This window comes from Anaerolinea thermophila UNI-1 (assembly GCF_000199675.1).
Taxonomy (GTDB): Bacteria; Chloroflexota; Anaerolineae; order Anaerolineales; family Anaerolineaceae; genus Anaerolinea; species Anaerolinea thermophila.
In genome coordinates this window covers 2,320,804-2,338,843 of the sequence record NC_014960.1, presented here as the reverse complement: position 1 = coordinate 2,338,843, position 18,040 = coordinate 2,320,804, and the positions used below count along the sequence as shown (strand labels likewise).

Annotated in this window: 20 protein-coding genes and 1 tRNA gene; 4 read left to right on the top strand and 17 right to left on the bottom strand. The window is 48.6% G+C overall.

Features of this window, described 5'->3' with window-relative positions; all coding sequences use genetic code 11:
• Positions 1-40 precede the first annotated feature (40 nt).
• The 6 genes from efp to fmt all read right to left on the bottom strand — a co-directional run bounded on the left by efp (position 41) and on the right by fmt (position 4,681).
• Positions 41-598 carry an elongation factor P gene (gene efp / locus ANT_RS10435; protein ID WP_013560482.1) on the bottom strand — a complete coding sequence of 186 codons (558 nt, stop codon included), beginning with the start codon at positions 596-598 and terminating at the stop codon, positions 41-43.
• Positions 599-727: 129 nt separating this feature from the next.
• Positions 728-2,140 (bottom strand): class I SAM-dependent methyltransferase, encoded by a 1,413-nt coding sequence (locus ANT_RS17095; protein WP_013560481.1) that lies wholly within the window; start codon positions 2,138-2,140, stop codon positions 728-730.
• 50 nt (positions 2,141-2,190) lie between these two features.
• Positions 2,191-2,523 carry an ArsR/SmtB family transcription factor gene (locus ANT_RS10425; RefSeq protein WP_013560480.1) on the bottom strand — a complete coding sequence of 111 codons (333 nt, stop codon included), beginning with the start codon at positions 2,521-2,523 and terminating at the stop codon, positions 2,191-2,193.
• Between the two features lie 74 nt (positions 2,524-2,597).
• Positions 2,598-2,681: transfer RNA gene (locus ANT_RS10420), tRNA-Leu, on the bottom strand.
• A gap of 45 nt (positions 2,682-2,726) precedes the next feature.
• On the bottom strand, positions 2,727-3,782 hold the full coding sequence (locus ANT_RS10415; protein WP_013560479.1) for a ketopantoate reductase family protein: 1,056 nt from the start codon (positions 3,780-3,782) through the stop codon (positions 2,727-2,729).
• Positions 3,783-3,784: 2 nt separating this feature from the next.
• The gene (gene fmt / locus ANT_RS10410) at positions 3,785-4,681 is read right to left on the bottom strand and encodes a methionyl-tRNA formyltransferase (protein WP_197534061.1); all 897 of its coding nucleotides are present in this window, start codon (positions 4,679-4,681) and stop codon (positions 3,785-3,787) included.
• A 153-nt stretch (positions 4,682-4,834) separates the two neighbouring features.
• Here fmt and ANT_RS10405 point away from each other — a divergent pair, with 153 nt between their 5' ends.
• Positions 4,835-5,167, top strand: a complete 333-nt coding sequence (locus tag ANT_RS10405; RefSeq protein ID WP_013560477.1) for a DUF4870 domain-containing protein — start codon at positions 4,835-4,837, stop codon at positions 5,165-5,167.
• Between the two features lie 54 nt (positions 5,168-5,221).
• Here the strand turns inward: ANT_RS10405 and ANT_RS10400 are convergent, their stop codons facing one another.
• The gene (locus ANT_RS10400) at positions 5,222-6,280 is read right to left on the bottom strand and encodes a CysS/YqeB C-terminal domain-containing protein (RefSeq protein WP_013560476.1); all 1,059 of its coding nucleotides are present in this window, start codon (positions 6,278-6,280) and stop codon (positions 5,222-5,224) included.
• Positions 6,281-6,314: 34 nt separating this feature from the next.
• A complete protein-coding gene (locus tag ANT_RS10395) occupies positions 6,315-6,983 on the bottom strand; it encodes a M48 family metallopeptidase (protein WP_013560475.1) in 669 nt (222 codons plus the stop codon).
• 72 nt (positions 6,984-7,055) lie between these two features.
• On the opposite strand from ANT_RS10395, the gene ANT_RS10390 reads away from it, so the two are divergent.
• Positions 7,056-7,376 (top strand): hypothetical protein, encoded by a 321-nt coding sequence (locus ANT_RS10390; RefSeq protein ID WP_172634615.1) that lies wholly within the window; start codon positions 7,056-7,058, stop codon positions 7,374-7,376.
• Complete coding sequence (locus ANT_RS10385) at positions 7,366-7,623, top strand: glutaredoxin domain-containing protein (RefSeq protein WP_013560473.1); 258 nt, start codon at positions 7,366-7,368, stop codon at positions 7,621-7,623. The genes ANT_RS10390 and ANT_RS10385 overlap by 11 nt, the downstream gene beginning before the upstream one ends.
• Positions 7,624-7,626: 3 nt before the next feature.
• On the opposite strand, the gene ANT_RS10380 is transcribed toward ANT_RS10385, so the two are convergent.
• The 4 genes from ANT_RS10380 to mutS form a co-directional block, all read right to left on the bottom strand.
• Complete coding sequence (locus ANT_RS10380; RefSeq protein WP_013560472.1) at positions 7,627-7,863, bottom strand: hypothetical protein; 237 nt, start codon at positions 7,861-7,863, stop codon at positions 7,627-7,629.
• A gap of 3 nt (positions 7,864-7,866) precedes the next feature.
• Positions 7,867-8,715: a DegV family protein gene (locus ANT_RS10375; protein ID WP_041454928.1), complete on the bottom strand. Its 849-nt coding sequence runs from the start codon at positions 8,713-8,715 to the stop codon at positions 7,867-7,869.
• A 2-nt stretch (positions 8,716-8,717) separates the two neighbouring features.
• A complete protein-coding gene (locus ANT_RS10370; protein ID WP_013560470.1) occupies positions 8,718-9,329 on the bottom strand; it encodes an RNA polymerase sigma factor in 612 nt (203 codons plus the stop codon).
• A gap of 194 nt (positions 9,330-9,523) precedes the next feature.
• Positions 9,524-12,100 carry a DNA mismatch repair protein MutS gene (mutS, locus tag ANT_RS10365; RefSeq protein WP_013560469.1) on the bottom strand — a complete coding sequence of 859 codons (2,577 nt, stop codon included), beginning with the start codon at positions 12,098-12,100 and terminating at the stop codon, positions 9,524-9,526.
• A 124-nt stretch (positions 12,101-12,224) separates the two neighbouring features.
• Between mutS and ANT_RS10360 the strand changes: the two genes are divergently transcribed.
• The gene (locus ANT_RS10360) at positions 12,225-13,337 is read left to right on the top strand and encodes an ABC transporter ATP-binding protein (RefSeq protein ID WP_013560468.1); all 1,113 of its coding nucleotides are present in this window, start codon (positions 12,225-12,227) and stop codon (positions 13,335-13,337) included.
• A 52-nt stretch (positions 13,338-13,389) separates the two neighbouring features.
• Here ANT_RS10360 and ANT_RS10355 read toward each other — a convergent pair whose 3' ends face one another.
• From ANT_RS10355 to ANT_RS10335, 5 genes are all read right to left on the bottom strand, one after another.
• Entirely contained in the window at positions 13,390-14,058 is a 669-nt protein-coding gene (locus ANT_RS10355; RefSeq protein WP_013560467.1) for a TIGR01906 family membrane protein, read from the bottom strand.
• Positions 14,055-15,611 carry a spermidine synthase gene (locus ANT_RS10350; protein ID WP_013560466.1) on the bottom strand — a complete coding sequence of 519 codons (1,557 nt, stop codon included), beginning with the start codon at positions 15,609-15,611 and terminating at the stop codon, positions 14,055-14,057. The genes ANT_RS10355 and ANT_RS10350 overlap by 4 nt, the downstream gene beginning before the upstream one ends.
• Positions 15,612-15,703: 92 nt before the next feature.
• Positions 15,704-16,273 carry a ribosome hibernation-promoting factor, HPF/YfiA family gene (hpf, locus tag ANT_RS10345; RefSeq protein ID WP_013560465.1) on the bottom strand — a complete coding sequence of 190 codons (570 nt, stop codon included), beginning with the start codon at positions 16,271-16,273 and terminating at the stop codon, positions 15,704-15,706.
• Between the two features lie 24 nt (positions 16,274-16,297).
• Positions 16,298-17,053 (bottom strand): ComFC family protein, encoded by a 756-nt coding sequence (locus tag ANT_RS17090; protein WP_081460240.1) that lies wholly within the window; start codon positions 17,051-17,053, stop codon positions 16,298-16,300.
• 22 nt (positions 17,054-17,075) lie between these two features.
• Positions 17,076-18,035: a type II secretion system F family protein gene (locus tag ANT_RS10335; RefSeq protein WP_013560463.1), complete on the bottom strand. Its 960-nt coding sequence runs from the start codon at positions 18,033-18,035 to the stop codon at positions 17,076-17,078.
• Positions 18,036-18,040 lie beyond the last annotated feature (5 nt).

Sequence of the window (18,040 nt, the reverse complement as noted above, 5' to 3'; positions counted from 1 at the left end):
CCTCAGATGGGCAGGGTTTGATACTCAATCCTTTAGATTATTATACCCGGGTGACGTAGGTTCCTGTACGCGTATCTACCCGAATGGTATCGCCTTCATTGACGAAAATCGGAGTTTCAATTTCCGCACCAGTCTCCACGCGCACCTTTTTGGTGACACCCGTAGCGGTATCGCCGCGCACTGCCGGTTCAGCGTATACCACTTTCAGATCCACCGTGGTGGGCAGTTCGATGTCCAGCGGCTGTCCCTGGTACAGGGTCAGTTTGACTTCCATGTTTTCTTTCAGGAAACCGGCGTATTCTTCCACCAATTCTTTGCTCACCGGCACCTGATCGAAGGTTTCCACATCCATAAAGTAAAAGAAGTTTTCATCACTGTACAGGTACTGCACGGTGTGATAGTCCAGACGGATATCCTGCACACGGTCGCCTGAGGTGAAGGTTTTTTCAATCGTAGCGCCGGTTTTTAAGTTGCGGGCTTTGATGCGAATCACTGCATTGCCACGTCCGGGTTTGTGGTGGCTGTACTCCAGCACCCGCATGAGTTGACCATCCAGTTCAAAAATAACACCTTTTCTCAAATCATTGACGTCAATCATAATACCCTTGCCCTTCTTAGAGTTAACCAGCGGAATTATAGCAAACGCTGGAAGGAATCGCAAGAAGAAGGCGCGAGTTTTTCTATTTTGTCAACGTTTTACAGAGTTTCAGTTGTTGTTCCAGCAAATTCATGGTTTTGTTGCCGTGAGCGTGAGGCTGAAAATTTCTGTTCCGGCTATTTGTCCGGCAGGAACTTTTTTCTCGATCGCTATTTCTGAAAAACCGGCTTGTTGGAGCAAGTCGAGATATTCCTGTTCGGGTAAAGACCCCGATATACACGATACCCAGCCAGTTTCATCCAGTTGAATTTCCATTGGCAGGGAGGTGGAGAGGACAATATCGCTGATATTCAGTCTTCCTCCTGATTTAAGAACTCGGAAGGCTTCTTGAAAGGCTTTGCTTTTGTCTTCCGAAAGGTTAACAACACAGTTGGAGAGAATGACATCCACCGTTTCATCGGGAAGGGGAATTTCCTCTGCCTCTCCCTGTCTGAATTCCACATTTGCCAGTTGATATTTTTCGGCAATTTGTTGGGCTTTTTTCAGCATTTCTGGTGAAGGGTCAATCCCAATGATCCGTCCTTCTTTTCCCACTTTCTGCGCGGCTAAAAATACATCTAACCCTCGCCCGCTACCAATATCCAGTACAGTCATTCCGGGCTGTAGACGGGCAAATGCCGTTGGGTTCCCACAACCTAATGAGTTTTGCCAAAGATCCTCAGGCACTTGAATCAAATCCTCTTCTGCGTAGTCCGCTGATATTAAAAACGCTTGAGGCTTTGTACAACAACAGGATGAGTTTCCTGTTTCGGAGGAGGGGGCACAACAGGGACGTTCCATAATGGCAATATCGCTATAGGCTTCGGTTACTTTTTCCATACTTATATACTTCCTTGTCCCGGTGGCTAAAAAGATGCTGATTTGGGCCTCCTTTGAAGAGGATTCGCATGAACATTGACAGGTTTCCTTGGTACAACAGGAATCTTTTGTATCTGTAACGAGCACATTCACCAACCCGGTTTGTTCGAACCATTTGCGAATTTCCTGCCGGTCAAATCCCAGCCACACGTCCGCCATTTCTTCTTTGAACCAGGTATATGAATGGTTGTCCAAATCGGTCAAAATCAGACGTCCCCCCGGGCGAAGGACGCGAACCATTTCCTTAATTCCCTGCTCTGGATCAGGCAAATGGTGCAGAACCATATTTGCAAACATAGCGTCCAGACTTTCTTCCGGAAAAGGTAAATTTTCAACACCGGTTTGGTGGTAAATGATATTGGTAAACGCAGATAAATTCTTCTTGGCAATTTCCAGCATTGCCGATGAAGGTTCTACCAGATGAACCTGATTTACCCGGGTTGCTAATCCCAAAGTAACAAATCCAGTGCCTCCCCCAATATCTGCCACCACCATTTCAGGGCGTAAATAGGCTTTTGATAGAATGACTTCCCGCAAAGTATCTGGAAAGTACTCTGTGCGTAACGTATCCCATCGAAACGCATTTTGGTTAAAGTAAGCGCGAACATTTTCAGAAGTGGACATAACGCCTCTGTTTATCGTAAAAAACCGATTTAATGGACAGAAAAAATTGCCTATTCTGTTTCAGAACAACAACCAGGCAGCCAGGATTCAATATACTCTTTTAAAAACTGCACTCCTTCCTCGCTAATACAATAACAAGTTGCCGGACCCTCAATTTCACCTTTAATTAAACCGGCATCCCTTAAAACTTTGAGATGTTGACTGACTGTGGATTGTGCCAGCGTAGTAAATTCAACCACATCCCCTGTAATACACATTTGCTTCTCTGCAAGAAACTGCATGATGCGAAAACGAATGGGATTCCCCAGCGCTTTGAGCATAAGGATCAGCCTTTTTTGCTCTGGAGAAAGTTGTTGTAACGGGGGAATCTCTTTCTTAGCCATATGTTATATCGTAATTTTACGATATAACGGGATTTTGTCAAGAAAAAACAGCGCTTGAAAAAGCGCTGTTTCAGTGGGGCGAGTGGGAGTCGAACCCACAAGGTGTTGCCACCGGTGGATTTTAAGTCCACTGCGTCTGCCGGTTCCGCCATCGCCCCGGCTAAAAATAATTGTACCGCAACTGAAGAGTGCGTCAAGTTTTTTCAGGAAGGAAAACCACATCGTTTCAGTAGGGCAGTAGGGTTATGCCGGAAATCTTCCCAGGCTATCTCTCCCTTGGTGATTCCCATAAGCAATTCAGTCAGGCATCGATTCACAGGTGCAGGTACCCCCGCTTTCTGTCCAAACCGAACGACTGCCCCATTCAAAAACTCCACTTCCGATTTTCCCCTTCCGCTTTCCAGGTCAATATGGAAAGAGGGCATTTTCTTTCCACGACCTTTCCCCAAGACCTGTTGCCAGAGGGGTTGACTGAGCCGAATGGGCAGGGAAGACAGGAAAACAAGTCCTTTCACTGGAGTCCCGGGAAGATCCACCACTGGAATTTGCAGGGCTTGCATCACTGCCAGGGCTTCCCGCAGCATGGCAATTTCCAGTTTGACCAGATCGGGGTTGGCGTAGATTTCAGAAGGGGGCATGTCCAAAATCGCAGAAGTAGCATTCCCCATTAAGTTTGTCAGCATTTTGGACCACTTCATTGCGCGTCCGTTGGTATACAACCGTGCACGTAAACCTGCGGCATCCATCACACCGACCAGCGTTGGCGCCAGAGGATGCTCTGCTGCAATGCCAACCCCGCGTAATCGTTCCACTACAATCGTACCGGGTTCTGGTTTCCCCACAGCCGTGGTGACAGTGCCTGAAACGACACGGTCTTCCCCAAGAACCTGGGCAAGCAAGATTTCGTTTTCCACCCCATTTTGCAGCGATAAAATGGGGGGCAACGCTATAGCGTAAGGTGCTAAACTCTCTAAGAGGCTCTGGGTATCATATGATTTCACCGCGAGAATTCCCAAATCATACGGACCTGCAGTGATGGTTTCTTCCAGGGAACTGACGACTTGCAAGGAGGCAATCTTAAAAGTCCCTGCCGGGTTCTTAAGCACCAACCCTCGAGACTGGAGTGTTTCAGCCTGTTCGGGACGTTCTAAAAAGGTTACCGAATGTCCGGCAAGAATTAAACTGCCACCAATGTATCCCCCAATCGCCCCGGCGCCAAAACACAAAAACTTTAATTTGGGAGTGTGAGGTTTTGCCATGCTTATTCTTCGCTCCAGGAACGTGCTCCGCGCAGAAAATCTTTCCCATCCATAGCGCGTTTTCCCGCAGGCTGAACTTCTAAAAGCACCAGCCATCCATCAGATGCGCCAATCGCAGGATAACCTTCTATGACCTTGCGTTTTCCTAAAGTGGCTTGTGAATCCTGTACGGCTTGGGCGCGGTGGATTTTCAGCATTTGTCCATTCCAGAAGGTGTATGCGCTGGGCCAGGGATGATAGGCTCTCACCCGATTCACCAGTTGATGGACGCTTTCCTCAAAGTTCAGATGCCCCTCTTCCTTGGTGAGCATTTTGGCGTAGGTTGCCCCTTCTTCGGGTTGGGGTTTGGGGTGAAGACGTCCTGTCAGATACTCTGGTAACACCTCAATCAGCAGGTTGGCGCCTTCCTCAGCCAGGCGGTCAGAAAGGCTTCCGGCTGTATCATCAGGTTGGATGGCTACTTCTCTCTGTGCCAGGATCGGCCCGGTGTCTATGCCGGCATCCATTTTCATAATGGTAACGCCGGTGACGATATCACCATGCAAAATCGCCGCCTGAATGGGAGAAGCCCCGCGCCATCGAGGTAGCAACGAGGCATGTACGTTAATGCACCCAAATTGGGGCAGGTCCAAAACTGCCTGGCGCAGGATTTGCCCAAACGCCGCCACCACAATCAAGTCCGGACTCCACGTTCTCAATTTTTCCATGGCTTCGGGGTTACGCAATTTTTCGGGTTGAAAGACCTCTATCCCTAATTGCTGGGCAAGCACTTTCACAGGCGGTGGGGTGAGCATATTTCCACGCCCTGCAGGACGATCCGGTTGAGTTACTACACCGACTACGGGGTAGTGTTCTGCCAATGCTTTCAAGGTTGGCAGAGCAAATTCTGGCGATCCCATGAAAACGACTTTTGGTAGCATCGTTTGCAAATTGTATCACAACGATAAAAAGACATCTGGAAAAATTGGTTGTCTGAAATGTTTGTAATTTTTAGGAAAGATTGTACAATGAAAAAAGTTTAGTTCACATTTCAAGAATCTTGGGAGGAACATATGAGCGAACAGTTTGAGCCAGTGATGGATGTCACCAGCGATGATAAACTATGGACTTTGCTGGCATACATTTTCACTCCAATTATTCCAATTGTCATTTTGCTACTGGAAGATAAGAAAAATCGTCCATTCATCAAGCGTCATAACATGCAGGCATTGATTCTGGGGATTGTAGAGTGGGTAGTCAATGTGTTGTTGAGTTTTGTTGTGATTGGCTGTGTAACCAGTGTTCTCACCGTTATTCTCAATATCTATCTGGGCATTAAAGCCAATCGTGGAGAAACCTTTGATATCCCGGTAATTTCGAATTTTGTGCGTCAACAGGGCTGGTAAAGCCGATTGTTCAATTAAGAACATAAGAAAAGCAGTGGCTTGCCACTGCTTTTCTTATGCTGGCAGGATTTCAGGACCATGTGGAGTATCTCTGATTACGTATCCCATTTCCAGAATTTGTTTTCTCAAAGAGTCGGCTTTTTCCCAGTTTCTAGCCAAACGGGCTTTTTCTCGTTCCTCAACCAGTGTTGTGATTTCGCGAGGAATTGTCGAGGGAGCATTCTCAGGGGATGTGACAGTATTCTGAAAGGCTAGGGCTTGCGTCCATATGGTTGGGGAAAGAATTGTTTCGATGGAAGATGGAATCTGGAGATTCCCGAGAATTTCCAGAGAAAATTTTTCTCCGTTTTCAAAGGTATATTCCTCATGAGCCCCCAACACATGAACATTACTTCGGCCTTGCACGGTGGCTTCTCTGCTCTGAAAATCCATGATCAGGCTGGTATGTTCATCGATACCGATGACTCGCGCATGCGGGGGAAGATGTTCCATCAGAAGGTCAAAGCGTGGTTTCCCAATAAAACAATGACTGGTATCTACCTCGTCTCCTCCCTGGTTGTTGTTCCAGTGGGGGATAATTACGAGATTCAAGCCATATGGCTCAAAAAAATGCAATCCGGGTTTCCAGTGGGGATCTTCTCCGACTTTGAAAATTTCATACACAGGCAATGCCAGAGATCCCAGGGCAATGGTTGCCGCGCTGGCAACCACCAGCGCGGCTCCTAAGAGGTGCCTTGCCCAAATCCATTCCCATGCCAGGCTGTTTTCAAGTTGTCGCACAGTGTAAGTGGGACTACCAGGACCGAAAAAAATTAGATCAGCATCAAAGAACGGGCGAAGGATAACAGGATTATCCGGGCTGAATTCGGTACCTCGCTTTCGGGCAGGAATGACCTCGATTTGCGGGTGGAAATTTTGCAATCTTTTAGCCAGATATTCTCCCACCTTCCCGGCAACCTGAGGCGAGTTGAGTTCAAAGCCGGCGGGTGTTTCAAGAACAGCAATTTTGGGGGAAGCCCTCAAGGTTCGCAAAACGGTCTCAAAGGTTTTTCCCCCGCTGGCACTGGTTTCGCCCGAGCCAATTAAGGCAATCTTTCCAGGTTTCAATTCCACATCTTTATCTTACTCTAAAACTTAACAGGATGTGTCAAATGGCCAGCAGATGTCCAAAGTTTCTTAACCACGCGCGGGCTTGTTTGTAATTCGGACATTCTGCTGCGACGGCTTCCCAGAAGGCTCGAGAATGATTCTGGTGCAGGAAATGGGCAAGTTCATGAACAATGACGTTATCAACGATTTCGGGCGGCGCCATGATGATACGCCAGGACAGGCGGAGGATGCCCCTGGTACTGCAAGTTCCCCAGCGAGTGCGGGCATTGCTTAATTTAATTTGATACGGTTTATCGGTGAACTTTTTATCGAAGTGTTTGGCTCTGGCAGTGAAATAAGCCAGGGCTTTTTCCTGATACCAGGCTAAAAATAACTTCCTGGCATGATGAGAATCGGTTTTTAGCATCCAGAATCCTGCTTCGTTCCATTCAAGTGCCCGAGAAGCATGCTCTAAGATGTGGAGAGGATATTCTTTTCCCAGATACAGAAAAGTTTCGCCTTCAACAAATTTGTGCTCCGGAATTTGGCGCTGTTGCTCCTGAAATTTCCGGACTTTTTCTGTAATCCAATCTCGGTATTGCTCCAAAATTTCTGGAATTTTTGTTTTGGGATATCTTAATGGCAGACGTAAGATCACCCGCCCATCGGGATGGATTTCGATGGCAATGGTTTTACGACGGGAACGTACAACCTGAACAGCCTCCATTCCTGTATTATAATGAATTTAATGGGTGGATTTTCTACTGAAACGCGTCAACGCATTGCTCAGGAATTTGAAATGGCATTCACTGCTCGCCGGCAAGGGAATGAAGGTCGTGCACGGGTGTGTGCACGCCGGGCGGCGGGGGTAGCGGCTAAAGAATACCTGCTTCAACAGGGGATGGGAACACCAGCCTTAAACGCATGGGATGCTTTGAATTTGCTTGTCAGACAGTCTTTATCCCAAGAGATGCAACATTCGGTACAAATTCTCACCATGCGAGTAAACGAAGAGTTTTCCCTGCCTGTTGAAGCCGATGTCATTCAGGAAGCACAATTCTTGTGCGAGGCTCTGGAAAAATTGCTGGTTTCAAAAGGGAATAACGAATATGGCAGATGAAATCATCATTTATGGAACTTCATGGTGTGGAGATAGTCGCAGGGCAAGGCGCATTTTTGACGACTATCACATTCCCTATCGCTGGGTGGATATTGATGAAGACATGGAAGGACGAAAGTTTGTGGAATCGGTAAACAACGGCTTTCGCAGTGTGCCTACCATTGTTTTTCCCGATGGCAGTATCCTTGTCGAGCCCAGATCAACCGAGTTAAAGCGCAAATTGGGTGTTGACTCAGAAGGTGTCTGATTTTCAGCTCCTGCCTCGCTGGAAGATTGTCAACAGCACCAAACCGGCAAATAGCCCAATACTAACCAGCAAGACTCCCCGCCATCGAGAAGGTGGCTGTTCGAGCACGACATTCGTGGGAGTGGTCAGGCGTTGATTGAGTTTTCCCACGAACCCCGGATCGGGTTGAATGGGGCGCAAGGTGCTTTGCAGGATTTGTTCGATATCCATCAGGGCTTCTTCAGGGGTGGAGGCTATCATGAATCACTCCTCATTTGCAGGATAAGCAACAATTCCCACCGTTCCGGGACCAAGATGAGAGGCAACCGGAATGGACAAATCCGTGATGATGGCTTCCTTCACATTCAACATTTGCGTGATGCGCTCTTTCAGTTGTTGAGCCGTGGGTAAATCTGCAGCGTGGACAATCGCGATGTTAATGGGCATGCTTCCCATTCGGTTTTTAACCACATTGATAATGTAATCCAGTGCCCGATGACGGGTTCGCACCTTCTCTGCCATTTCCAGCAGCCCTTCTTTCAGGATAATCACTGGCTTTACATTGAGCAGAGAGGCAAGGGCACTTTGGAGGGCATTAATTCGTCCACTGAGTTTGGCAAATTCCAGACTGTCCAGGGTAAAGATGACTGTGAGGTTATTGCGAATGCGATCCATACGCTCCAGGATGGTTTGCAAAGGCAATCCTGCTTGTGCCATTAATCTGGCTTCGCGACACATGAATCCCACCGCCGCAGACCCTGCATTGGAGTCGAAGACGTGAATCTGAAACTCATTTTTCAACTCCTCGGCAGCCATTTTGATTGTGTTGTATGTGCCTGAGAGTTTGCTGGACAGGTGCAAAGAGAGGATAGTATCGCCCTGTTTCGCAATCTGACGATAGAAGTTGACCACTTCACCGGGAGAAGGCAGGGAGGTCTTTGGAAAGATTCGAGTTTCGCGGATTAAGCGGTAAAAATCTTCAAAAGAGAACCCTTTTCCCGGGGTAATAAGTTTCTCCCCTACACTGATTCGCAAAGGAAGCACGTTGATATCATATTCCTCAATCCATGATGCGGGCATATCGGTTGCCCCATCGGTCACAATTCTTAACATTTTCACTCCTCCAGTTTTTGAATTTCATCGCGTAATGCCAGCAGAGTGCGGTGATAAAGGCTCTTGATAGCCCCTTCACTGCGCATCATGATCACTGCAATTTCCGCGTTGGAGAGTCCTTCTACAAATTTCAGGATTAATAACTGCTGACGTTCCGCAGGTAACTTTCGTATCACTTTCATCAAACTTTCTAACTCCTGGTTATTCATCACCGCATGTTCGGGCGGTTCAGCGTGATGCACCAGTCGGGGTTGATCTTCAATCGGGACTTCTTTATGGCGATTGCTGTCGCGGTGCCAGTTGGCAACCAGATTATGTGCAATGCGGTAAAGCCACGCCGAAAAAGGGATTCCCCGATTGTCATAATGTTGAATGTGATTGAGGGCTCGGTGAAACACCCGCGAAGTGAGGTCTTCGGCTTCAAAAGGATTGCCTGTGCGATAGTAGATGTAGTTATAAATTCGTGTCACGTATCGCTGATACAGGACACTGAATGCCTCCGTATCCCCTCTTGCGGCAAGTGCAATCACTTCATCCTCGCTCAAAGATTCCAAAGAGGATGGATTCTTTTCTTCATCAGGATTAACCCCAACAGAAGACGGAAGTTTCGACATTCTACCTCAGAGGGAGAAGGACAATTGGTTGCACAGGAAGAAACCTTGTGAAGTGAGCCTCTCTGTTGGGGAAACCATTTGGATAGTTAGATTGGGTGCTCATGAGGAAATGTCTCCAATGGTCAATGTCCAAAAAGTTAACCCAGATGGAGGTAAACCGATGCGCTTCTCCATGCACATTATAAAATTTTCTGTCACTCGTGGGAATCGGCAAAACGCTTTTTCCATTCGTACAGTTTGTTAATGGCTTCAATGGGCGTAAGACTGTTGACGTCCAGTCTTTTGAGTTCTTCCAGGAGGGGATTGGTTTCAGGAAACAATGCCATTTGTTGGGGCATGATGGGGTCAAGCCGCACAGCCTTGCCCGCCGATTGCTCCAGTTCACGGAGAATCTCGTTAGCACGTTGAATCAGGGGTTTGGGCAAGCCTGCCAGTTGGGCAACATGAATGCCGTACGAACGATCAGCCCCTCCGGGAGTAATTTTGTGTAAAAATACCACTTTGCCATCCGCTTCTGTAACGGCAACGTTGTAATTTCTCACGCCCGGTAAAATTTCTGCCAGTTGAGTGAGTTCGTGGTAATGGGTAGCAAAGATGGTACGGGCACGCAAATCGGGGTTGTTGTGAATGTATTCGACCACTGCCCAGGCGATGGAGACCCCATCATATGTACTGGTACCACGCCCAATTTCATCTAAGATCAAGAGACTACGCCGTGTGGCGTGGTGAAGAATGTTTGCCATTTCAATCATTTCCACCATGAACGTAGATTGCCCGGCATGGATTTCATCCTGTGCCCCAATTCGCGTAAAGATGCGATCTACCACGCCAATCCGTGCTGAAGATGCCGGCACAAAACTACCAATTTGTGCCATTAAGACAATCAATGCTGTTTGGCGCAGGAAAGTGCTCTTTCCGCTCATGTTCGGGCCCGTAATAATGCGGACAATTTCTCCGGGCTCAAAAATCGCATCATTGGGTACGAAACGTTCTCCACCACTCAGGTAACGTTCAACCACTGGATGTCGTCCATCGTGGATTTCCAGCACGTCTTCATTTACTACTTCCGGGCGGACATATTGGTTAAGCGCCGCGGCTTCCGCAAGCGAAAGCAAAGCATCCAACTCAGCCAAGCCTCGCGCCGTTTGGAGCAGGGCATTTCCCTGCTGATGAATTTGTTCACAAATTTCCCGGAATAACCTGGTTTCCAGTTCACGGATGCGCTCTTCAGCATTCAACACCAGCGATTCGTATTCTTTCATCTCCGGGGTGATGAAGCGTTCTCCATTGACCAGCGTTTGCTTGCGGATGTACTCGGGGGGAACAGCGTGAGCATTGCCACGGCTGACCTCGATGTAATAACCAAACACTTTATTATACCCTACTTTGAGGGTTTTAATACCGGTACGTTCTCTCTCAACCTTCTCCAGGTTGGCAATCCATTCCCGTGCATGACGAGAGGCTTCAATAACGTGATCCAGTTCAGCAGAGTACCCTGCTCGAATTACCCCGGTGTTCTGTAATGTGGCGGGAGGATCATCTGTGATCCCACGTTCCAGAAGGTCGAGAATGTCTGGAAAGGTGGCAATGCTTGCAACAATCGGTTGGAGTGCGGGATAATCTATTGAGAGGTTTTGAAGAAGATGGGGCATAGTGCGCAGAGTGGCTCGCAGGGCTACCAAATCGCGAGGAGTGGCATGTCCGGCAATGATGCGATTGACCAACCGCTCCAGATCTGCCAGGCTGCGCATGGTGGCACGAAGTTCTGCCCGTAATAACCCATTCTGTACAAAGGTTTCTACAACATTCTGACGCTGTTGAATGGTTTTCAGATCCAGCAAAGGTTTGCTGACCCATTGTCTCAGTAACCGTTTTCCCATGGGGGTAACCGTGTAGTCCAGCACCGAGAGCAGACTACCCTCAACCTGTCCGTTGCGAATCGTTTCGGTCAGTTCCAGATTACGGCGGGTAGCCGCATCCAGCACCATGAATTCGCTCAGAGAGTATGTGGATAAACGGGTCAACAGGTTCAGTGCAGAAGGTTGGGTTTCGCTCAAATACTGTAAAAGTGCACCAGCCGCGCGAATGGCTCTGGACATTCCCCTTAACCCAAAGCCATCCAGCGATGCCACCTGAAAATGGTTCAGCAAAGCCTCATGGCATCTTCCCGGTTCGAAATGCCAGTTTGCCCAGCGGGTGAGGTGCCCTGGAAATCCATTGGAAAGGTCAAGCGTATCGGGAATCAAAATCTCCGCCGGATTAAGGCGGATTAACTCTGCTCTCAGGGTAGATAGAATATCTGTGCCGGTAATTTCTGTCACCGCGTACTCACCAGTGCTGATATCCACATAAGCAATACCAGCGTGAGTTTCTTCCACAACCACTGAAACCAGATAGTTGTTCCGATCTCCCTTGAGCAGGGTAGGTTCAATGAGCGTACCTGGGGTTACCACCCGCACTACTTCTCGTGGAAACAACCCTTTGACGGGTTGATCGCCCACCTGCTCACAAATTGCTACATGGTATCCCTTTTCAATCAGGCGTGCCAGATAGTTTTCTACCGCATGGTAAGGAATCCCAGCCATAGGCACACGGACACCACGCGCTACCGGACGGGAGGTTAGCACAATGTCCAGTTCTTTCGAGGCAATCTCTGCATCCTGGTCAAAGGTTTCGTAGAAATCACCCAGCCGGAAGAAGAGAATCGTATGCGGATATTTACGCTTGATTTCCAGGTATTGTTGTCGAATGGGGGTAACGTCTTCGCTCATTGTTCCCTAATTGTATTCAACTTTTGGGGTTTTTCCAGAAAATTCGCCGTGATTTTTCAAACACTTTTCCAAAAGTTGTTCTATAATAATCTCACTATATGAATCCCGAAAGGAGGAACATCTTGTGGCTAGTGTAACCTTTGATCACGTGACCAAGAAGTTTGGAGATGTGGTCGCATTGAATGATCTCAACATCAAAGTTGAAGATCGGGAGTTTTTGGTTCTGGTTGGACCGTCCGGGTGCGGTAAGACCACGGCGTTACGCTGTCTGGCAGGGCTTGAAGAAGTCACTTCCGGGCGCATCTTGATTGGCGACCAGGTAGTCAATGACATCCCGCCAAAAGACCGCGATATTGCCATGGTTTTCCAATCTTACGCGCTCTACCCGCATATGACCGTGTTTGACAATATGGCGTTTGGGTTGAAACTGCGCAAATTCCCCAAGGACGAAATCAAACGCCGGGTAGAAGAAGCCGCCCAAATTCTTGGCATCGAAACGCTTCTCAAGCGCAAACCCAGAGAGTTATCAGGCGGACAGCGCCAGCGTGTAGCCGTGGGACGCGCCATTGTCCGGGAGCCAAAGGTGTTCCTCTTCGATGAGCCCCTTTCCAACCTGGACGCTAAATTGCGCGTTCAAACCCGTGCAGAGATCAGCAAACTCCATCAACGCCTGCAGACCACCTTTATCTACGTCACCCACGATCAGGTCGAAGCCATGACTATGGCAACCCGCATCGCGGTGATGAATAAAGGTGTGCTCCAGCAACTGGATACTCCTCAGAATCTGTACGACAGACCGGCAAATCTTTTTGTGGCAGGCTTCATTGGCTCTCCGGCGATGAACTTCTTCCCTGCGCGATTGCATAAAGAACAGGGCGAATTAATCATCGATACGGGCGATTTCGCTGTCAAAATCCCTGCAGAGAAGCGAGATCTGTATGCTCCTTACGTGGATCGTCAGGTGATATTCGGAATCCGTCCAGAAGATATTCACAATCCCATGTATGCCCCGCCGGGCATCCACGCCGCGCCGGTGGAAAGCAAGGTGGATGTGATTGAGTTAATGGGGAATGAAATCTTCCTTTACATGGTGAGTGGGAAGAACAATTACGTTGCCCGTGTAGATCCGCGCACCCGCTTTAAGATTGGCGAAACTGTGCAACTGGTCTTTAATATGGACAACATCCATTTGTTCAACCCGGCAGCAGACTCGGAAAATCCGCCTGCTATTCGATAATTTGCCTTTCAGGAAAGCCAGAGGCTGTCCAAACGGACAGCCTCTCTTTTTTTCATCTTGAAATGTTTCGGGTGTGTTTCTCTATCCAGATGAGGATGAGCGAAGCCAGGAATGTGAATGCCCCAACCCAGATAAAAGCATCTCTCCAGAAGGGCAAGGGGAACAATCTGATCAGGGAATCGGAGTAACGGAATAACCAGGAATTGCCCTCAAAGAAAATCTGGTGAAAAGCAGTGAACAGGGCATTGAAATTTAACACCACGCTGACCAGAATTAAGAGAATGAGCGCAATGGCTCCTTTCCCACCCCAGGAAAAGGCTCTCAGTAAATCTGTCATCCACCCTCTGCGCCATGCCCATGCCAGCAAGATGACATACACTCCCGCGAGGATGCTCCATACTGTAATCATCTGCTGAACAAGAATCTTGACATCCAGCATGTGTTTGAGTTCCCGCTCGTTGTATAACGGGGTTTGAGGGTCAAGTTTCTGGTTAGCAAGGAAGGACAAATCCGAATCGTTTAACAGGTATTCAATAGAAATTTTTGACCACTTCAAACGCTCTTCCAGCGTAAACCCATACGGGTCTGGTGGAAAATAGGGCATGCGATATTCAATTTCGGGATAGAGAGGGGTCAAGAGCAACCGAATAGCAGTCATCATGAGGAAGAAAGGAACGCTTACAGCGATGAGAAGAACCCCGGCATTTTTCCAGAATTTCATTGAAGCACCTCCATCCCGCCTTCAAAAAAGAAGCGGATAATCATCTCATTGGTTATCCATTCAACAGGAGCATGGTCATCGGTAAAAACAACCCCATTAGTGGTGGCTGGGCGAATATTTTCAATCATGACTTGCATGGGGTACAGAATCAGAGGGGATGTGTTTCTGTTCTGCAGTAGGGCAATCCAATTGGTTTCCAGGTTGGCTAGGGTGGTGGGTTGCACACTGGCATAGATCAGCGAATTAAAAGTTTGGGGCAAGTCCATAACATAGACGCTGGGAAACACGGTGGAAAGTGTGGTACACAGGCTTTCAATCAGGGCGGTGTCTCCGGGCACATGTCCAACATTCATCACCATAACACCATCTTCGGTGAGATGCTCCCGGACAATTTGAAAGAATTCCTGTGTGGTCAGGTGCCAGGGGATATAAGGGGGACGGTAAGCGTCCAGGCTGATAATCTGATACTTGCGCGGGCTGTGGCTTAACCCCCAACGACCATCCTGGGTATAGACGCTAAGCCCGGGCTGCTGCATGTCAAAAAAGCGTTGTCCCACTTCCACAATTTTTGGGTCCAGTTCAAACCCATCAATCTGGATGCCGGGGTAGGCTTGCACAGCCTGACGGGCAGTGGTTCCTGCGGCTAATCCTACTATGGCCATGCTGCGGATAGAGTCTGGCTCAACGAAAGGGGTGTTCAGGTAGGGAGCAACCAGCACCTGTTCCCAGGGGCCCGCATAGAGCAATTCGGAGGGATGATACATGGAATGGATTCCCTGCCCTTCGTTCAAACGCAGGTAACGGTAACCATTCTGCTCGACCACTTGAATATAGTTATACGAGGATTCTGTTTCGTATACCAGCCCTGGGGTTGGTTTGTCAAAACCTCTGACGCCAAGAATACCTAAAATGACCAGAAGAACCGGCATCCAGATGTACAGAAGGGCTTTCTTAATCCCGTAAACTTGTAAAAAAAGCAGAAGGGTAATGATTACCAGCATTCCACCAATGGTCAAAAATGTGCGGTAGGTGCCCAGTGCGGGGATTAAGAGCAGACCTGGAAGGAATGTGCCAATGAAAGACCCTAGGGTAGAGATGGCGTAAATTTTGCCTGCAACTTTTCCGGCGCTGGCAGGATCCTCGATGGCTAATCGAATGGCAAAGGGGGAAGCCATACCCAGTAAGGTAATTGGAATAATGAATAGAATCATCACCACAATAAAGGCGGCGAGTAGAGCACCCATCTGGTACGCATCAAATGCCCGGCTTGACATTTGAAGAAGCGGGCGGGAAGCCAGCGGGATCAGTCCAACAAAAAAACCGCCCCATAATAAAATTTTTAGAAACGTGGAGGGGCAGGGGGAACGATCTGCCCATTTCCCTCCTAAGAAATATCCTGCTGTGAGGTAGATGAGGATTAACCCAATGATGGTGGCGTAGATCAGATTGCTGGTGCCAAAATGGTTTTCCAGCAAACGCGCTGCTGCTAATTCTGCGGAAAGGGTGGTAAGTCCCGAAAAGAAAACTGCCAGGTAGAGATGTGAAGATCGCATGCAGAAATTATATCTTACTCAGGCAGTTAGACAAAAAGGGGCGCAAAGCGCGCCCCAGAAACTTTTGTCCGGTTTCAAACGGCTAACGAGCCTTATCCAAGCCGTGTTTCGATTAACCCGTAAGTGCCATCCCGTCGTTGATAAAGGACGTTCACAGAATTGGTGTTGATGTTGTAGAAAACAAAGAAGTTTTCATGCCCAAGGGCTTTCATTTGCTCCAGGGCTTCCATCTCATCCATTGGTACAAGGGTGAAGGTCTTCCGACGGGTGATTAATGGGGGAGTTTCTTCTTCGATGGTCATAGCCCCTGCTTCTGTCTCTTTGACGCCTGAAGCCGGTGTACCATCACCGCGTCCGCGCACCCGTTTCCCTTTGAAGCGCTCCATCTTGCGTTGCAGGTTGTCCAGGGCAGTATCAAAGGCTGTCAGGATATCATCCGAACGTTCTTGTGTCCGCAAAATGTAGCCGCGCCCTCGAATGGTGATTTGGGCTACCTGGCGATCTGCTGGGTTGCGCATAGATTTCTGATACTCGAGGTCCACGCGGGTTTCCTCGATATCGCTGAGATAGCGATCCAGTTTGGAGGCTTTCTTGGTGATGTAGTCAGCAATGTGAGTGGTCAGTTCCAGGTTTTTGGGATAGATTTCGACCTTGAGTGTCATACGGTCCTCCTTGAGAAAAAAGATTTAGGATGTTGCGCGAGCCAGGGGATCGCGCGAAATCGCTCTGGCAAGGGTGAGACCATAGACTTGCTTCACTCCTTGCTCCCGAAGTGCCAGAGCGCAGGATTGCAGGGTTGACCCGGTGGTGACAACATCATCTACCACGAGCACGGAAGAATATTGGCTGGCTTGAGGGAGCCCTTCAAACGCTTCACGGATGTTTTCACGACGTTCTTCTTTGCTTAATCCCACTTGAGAGGGTGCATCTTTTACCCGTTTGAGCAGAGATCTTTTGTAAGGAACACCGGTGTTCAGGGCAAGCGGAAAGGCTAACATTTCTGCCTGGTTATAACCCCGTTCTTTCATTCGAGCAGGGCTGACAGGCACACTGGTAATAACATCAATGTTCCAATCTTGCATGGAGAGGACTTTTATCAGGGCGTTTGCTAAAATCTCAGCCAGTCCAAGGTCTTTTTCAAATTTCAATCGGTGAATGGCTTCTCGAATTATCCCTTCGTAGGCATAACATGAACGTATTGCATCCATTGAAATAGGGGCGTGCTGGCATTCTACACACAGGCCAGCCAGTTCAACAGGTCTTCCACATCTTTCACATAGGGGAGGGGCAAGCAGTGAGATTTTCTGCTGGCAGGTTTCACACCAGCGTTCTCCCAGTGTACCGCAGTCCAGACAATACGGAGGAAATAGCCAGTCTACTGCGGTCCAACCCAGATGGTAGAGAAAACTAGCCGGGCGCATCCTGCTACCCGACAAATTCATGGGCTTCTCCTTTTCCAGCCCTCTATCTAAACATCCCGGCAAGGGCGGAGTTCATTAACCGCAATGCAGCAGGCGTCATCAGCACAATCATCAACGAGGGGAAGATGAGCAAAGCCATTGGAATGAGCATCTTGACCGGTGCTTTGTGGGCTTCCTCTTCCGCGGCTTGACGACGGCGTACGCGCATCTGATCAGATTGAATGCGCAGAACTTTTGCCATGCTCACGCCCAATTGCTCGCTCTGAATCACAGCCGCCACAAAACTGGTCATTTCGGGAATGCCGATCCGCTCTGCCATATCTCTCAGAGCATCACGGCGGGTTTTCCCTAACTGGATTTCCTGGATGACCCGTGCAAATGCCAGAGAAAGTTCGGACTCCCATTTCTCAGCCACTTTTGCCATGGCAGCATCAAACCCCAATCCAGCCTCTACGCAAATGGTAAGCAAGTCCAGCGCATCCGGCATGGATTTGCGAATTTCTTTCTGACGTCTGGAGATTTTGGAAGTGAGCCAGATTTGAGGGAAAAAGAAGCCCAGCAAGGTACCACCCAGTACGACCAGAAACTTTTGTCCAAAGGGCCAGTTGGATTGTCCAAAGTACATGGCAAGGAAAAGTACTGCTCCAAAGAATCCACCAGCAATGAACTGCAATGCAAGGAACACTGTAGCATCCAGTTTTCCCGGGTTTCCTGCCAGTTCCAGTTTGCGGTTGATATCTTGCATGGCATTTTGTGGGGTGAAGCGCACAGCAATTTCCCCCAGTTTTCTTGCCATGGGGAAGATTACCCGCTCACTGAAGGGCAGGGAGAGTTCGATTTTTTCCAGGTCGACCTGCTCTCCGCGCTGGTTGAATTCTTCCAGACGTTGCTGAAGCAGACGGTCATCCGCGCTGGTTGGGTTGCGTAGCCCAATGTAAACCAGAGCGCCAGCGCCAATGACGACCAGCCCTACCACACCGATAATAATGGTGATCAGGTTCATAGGCT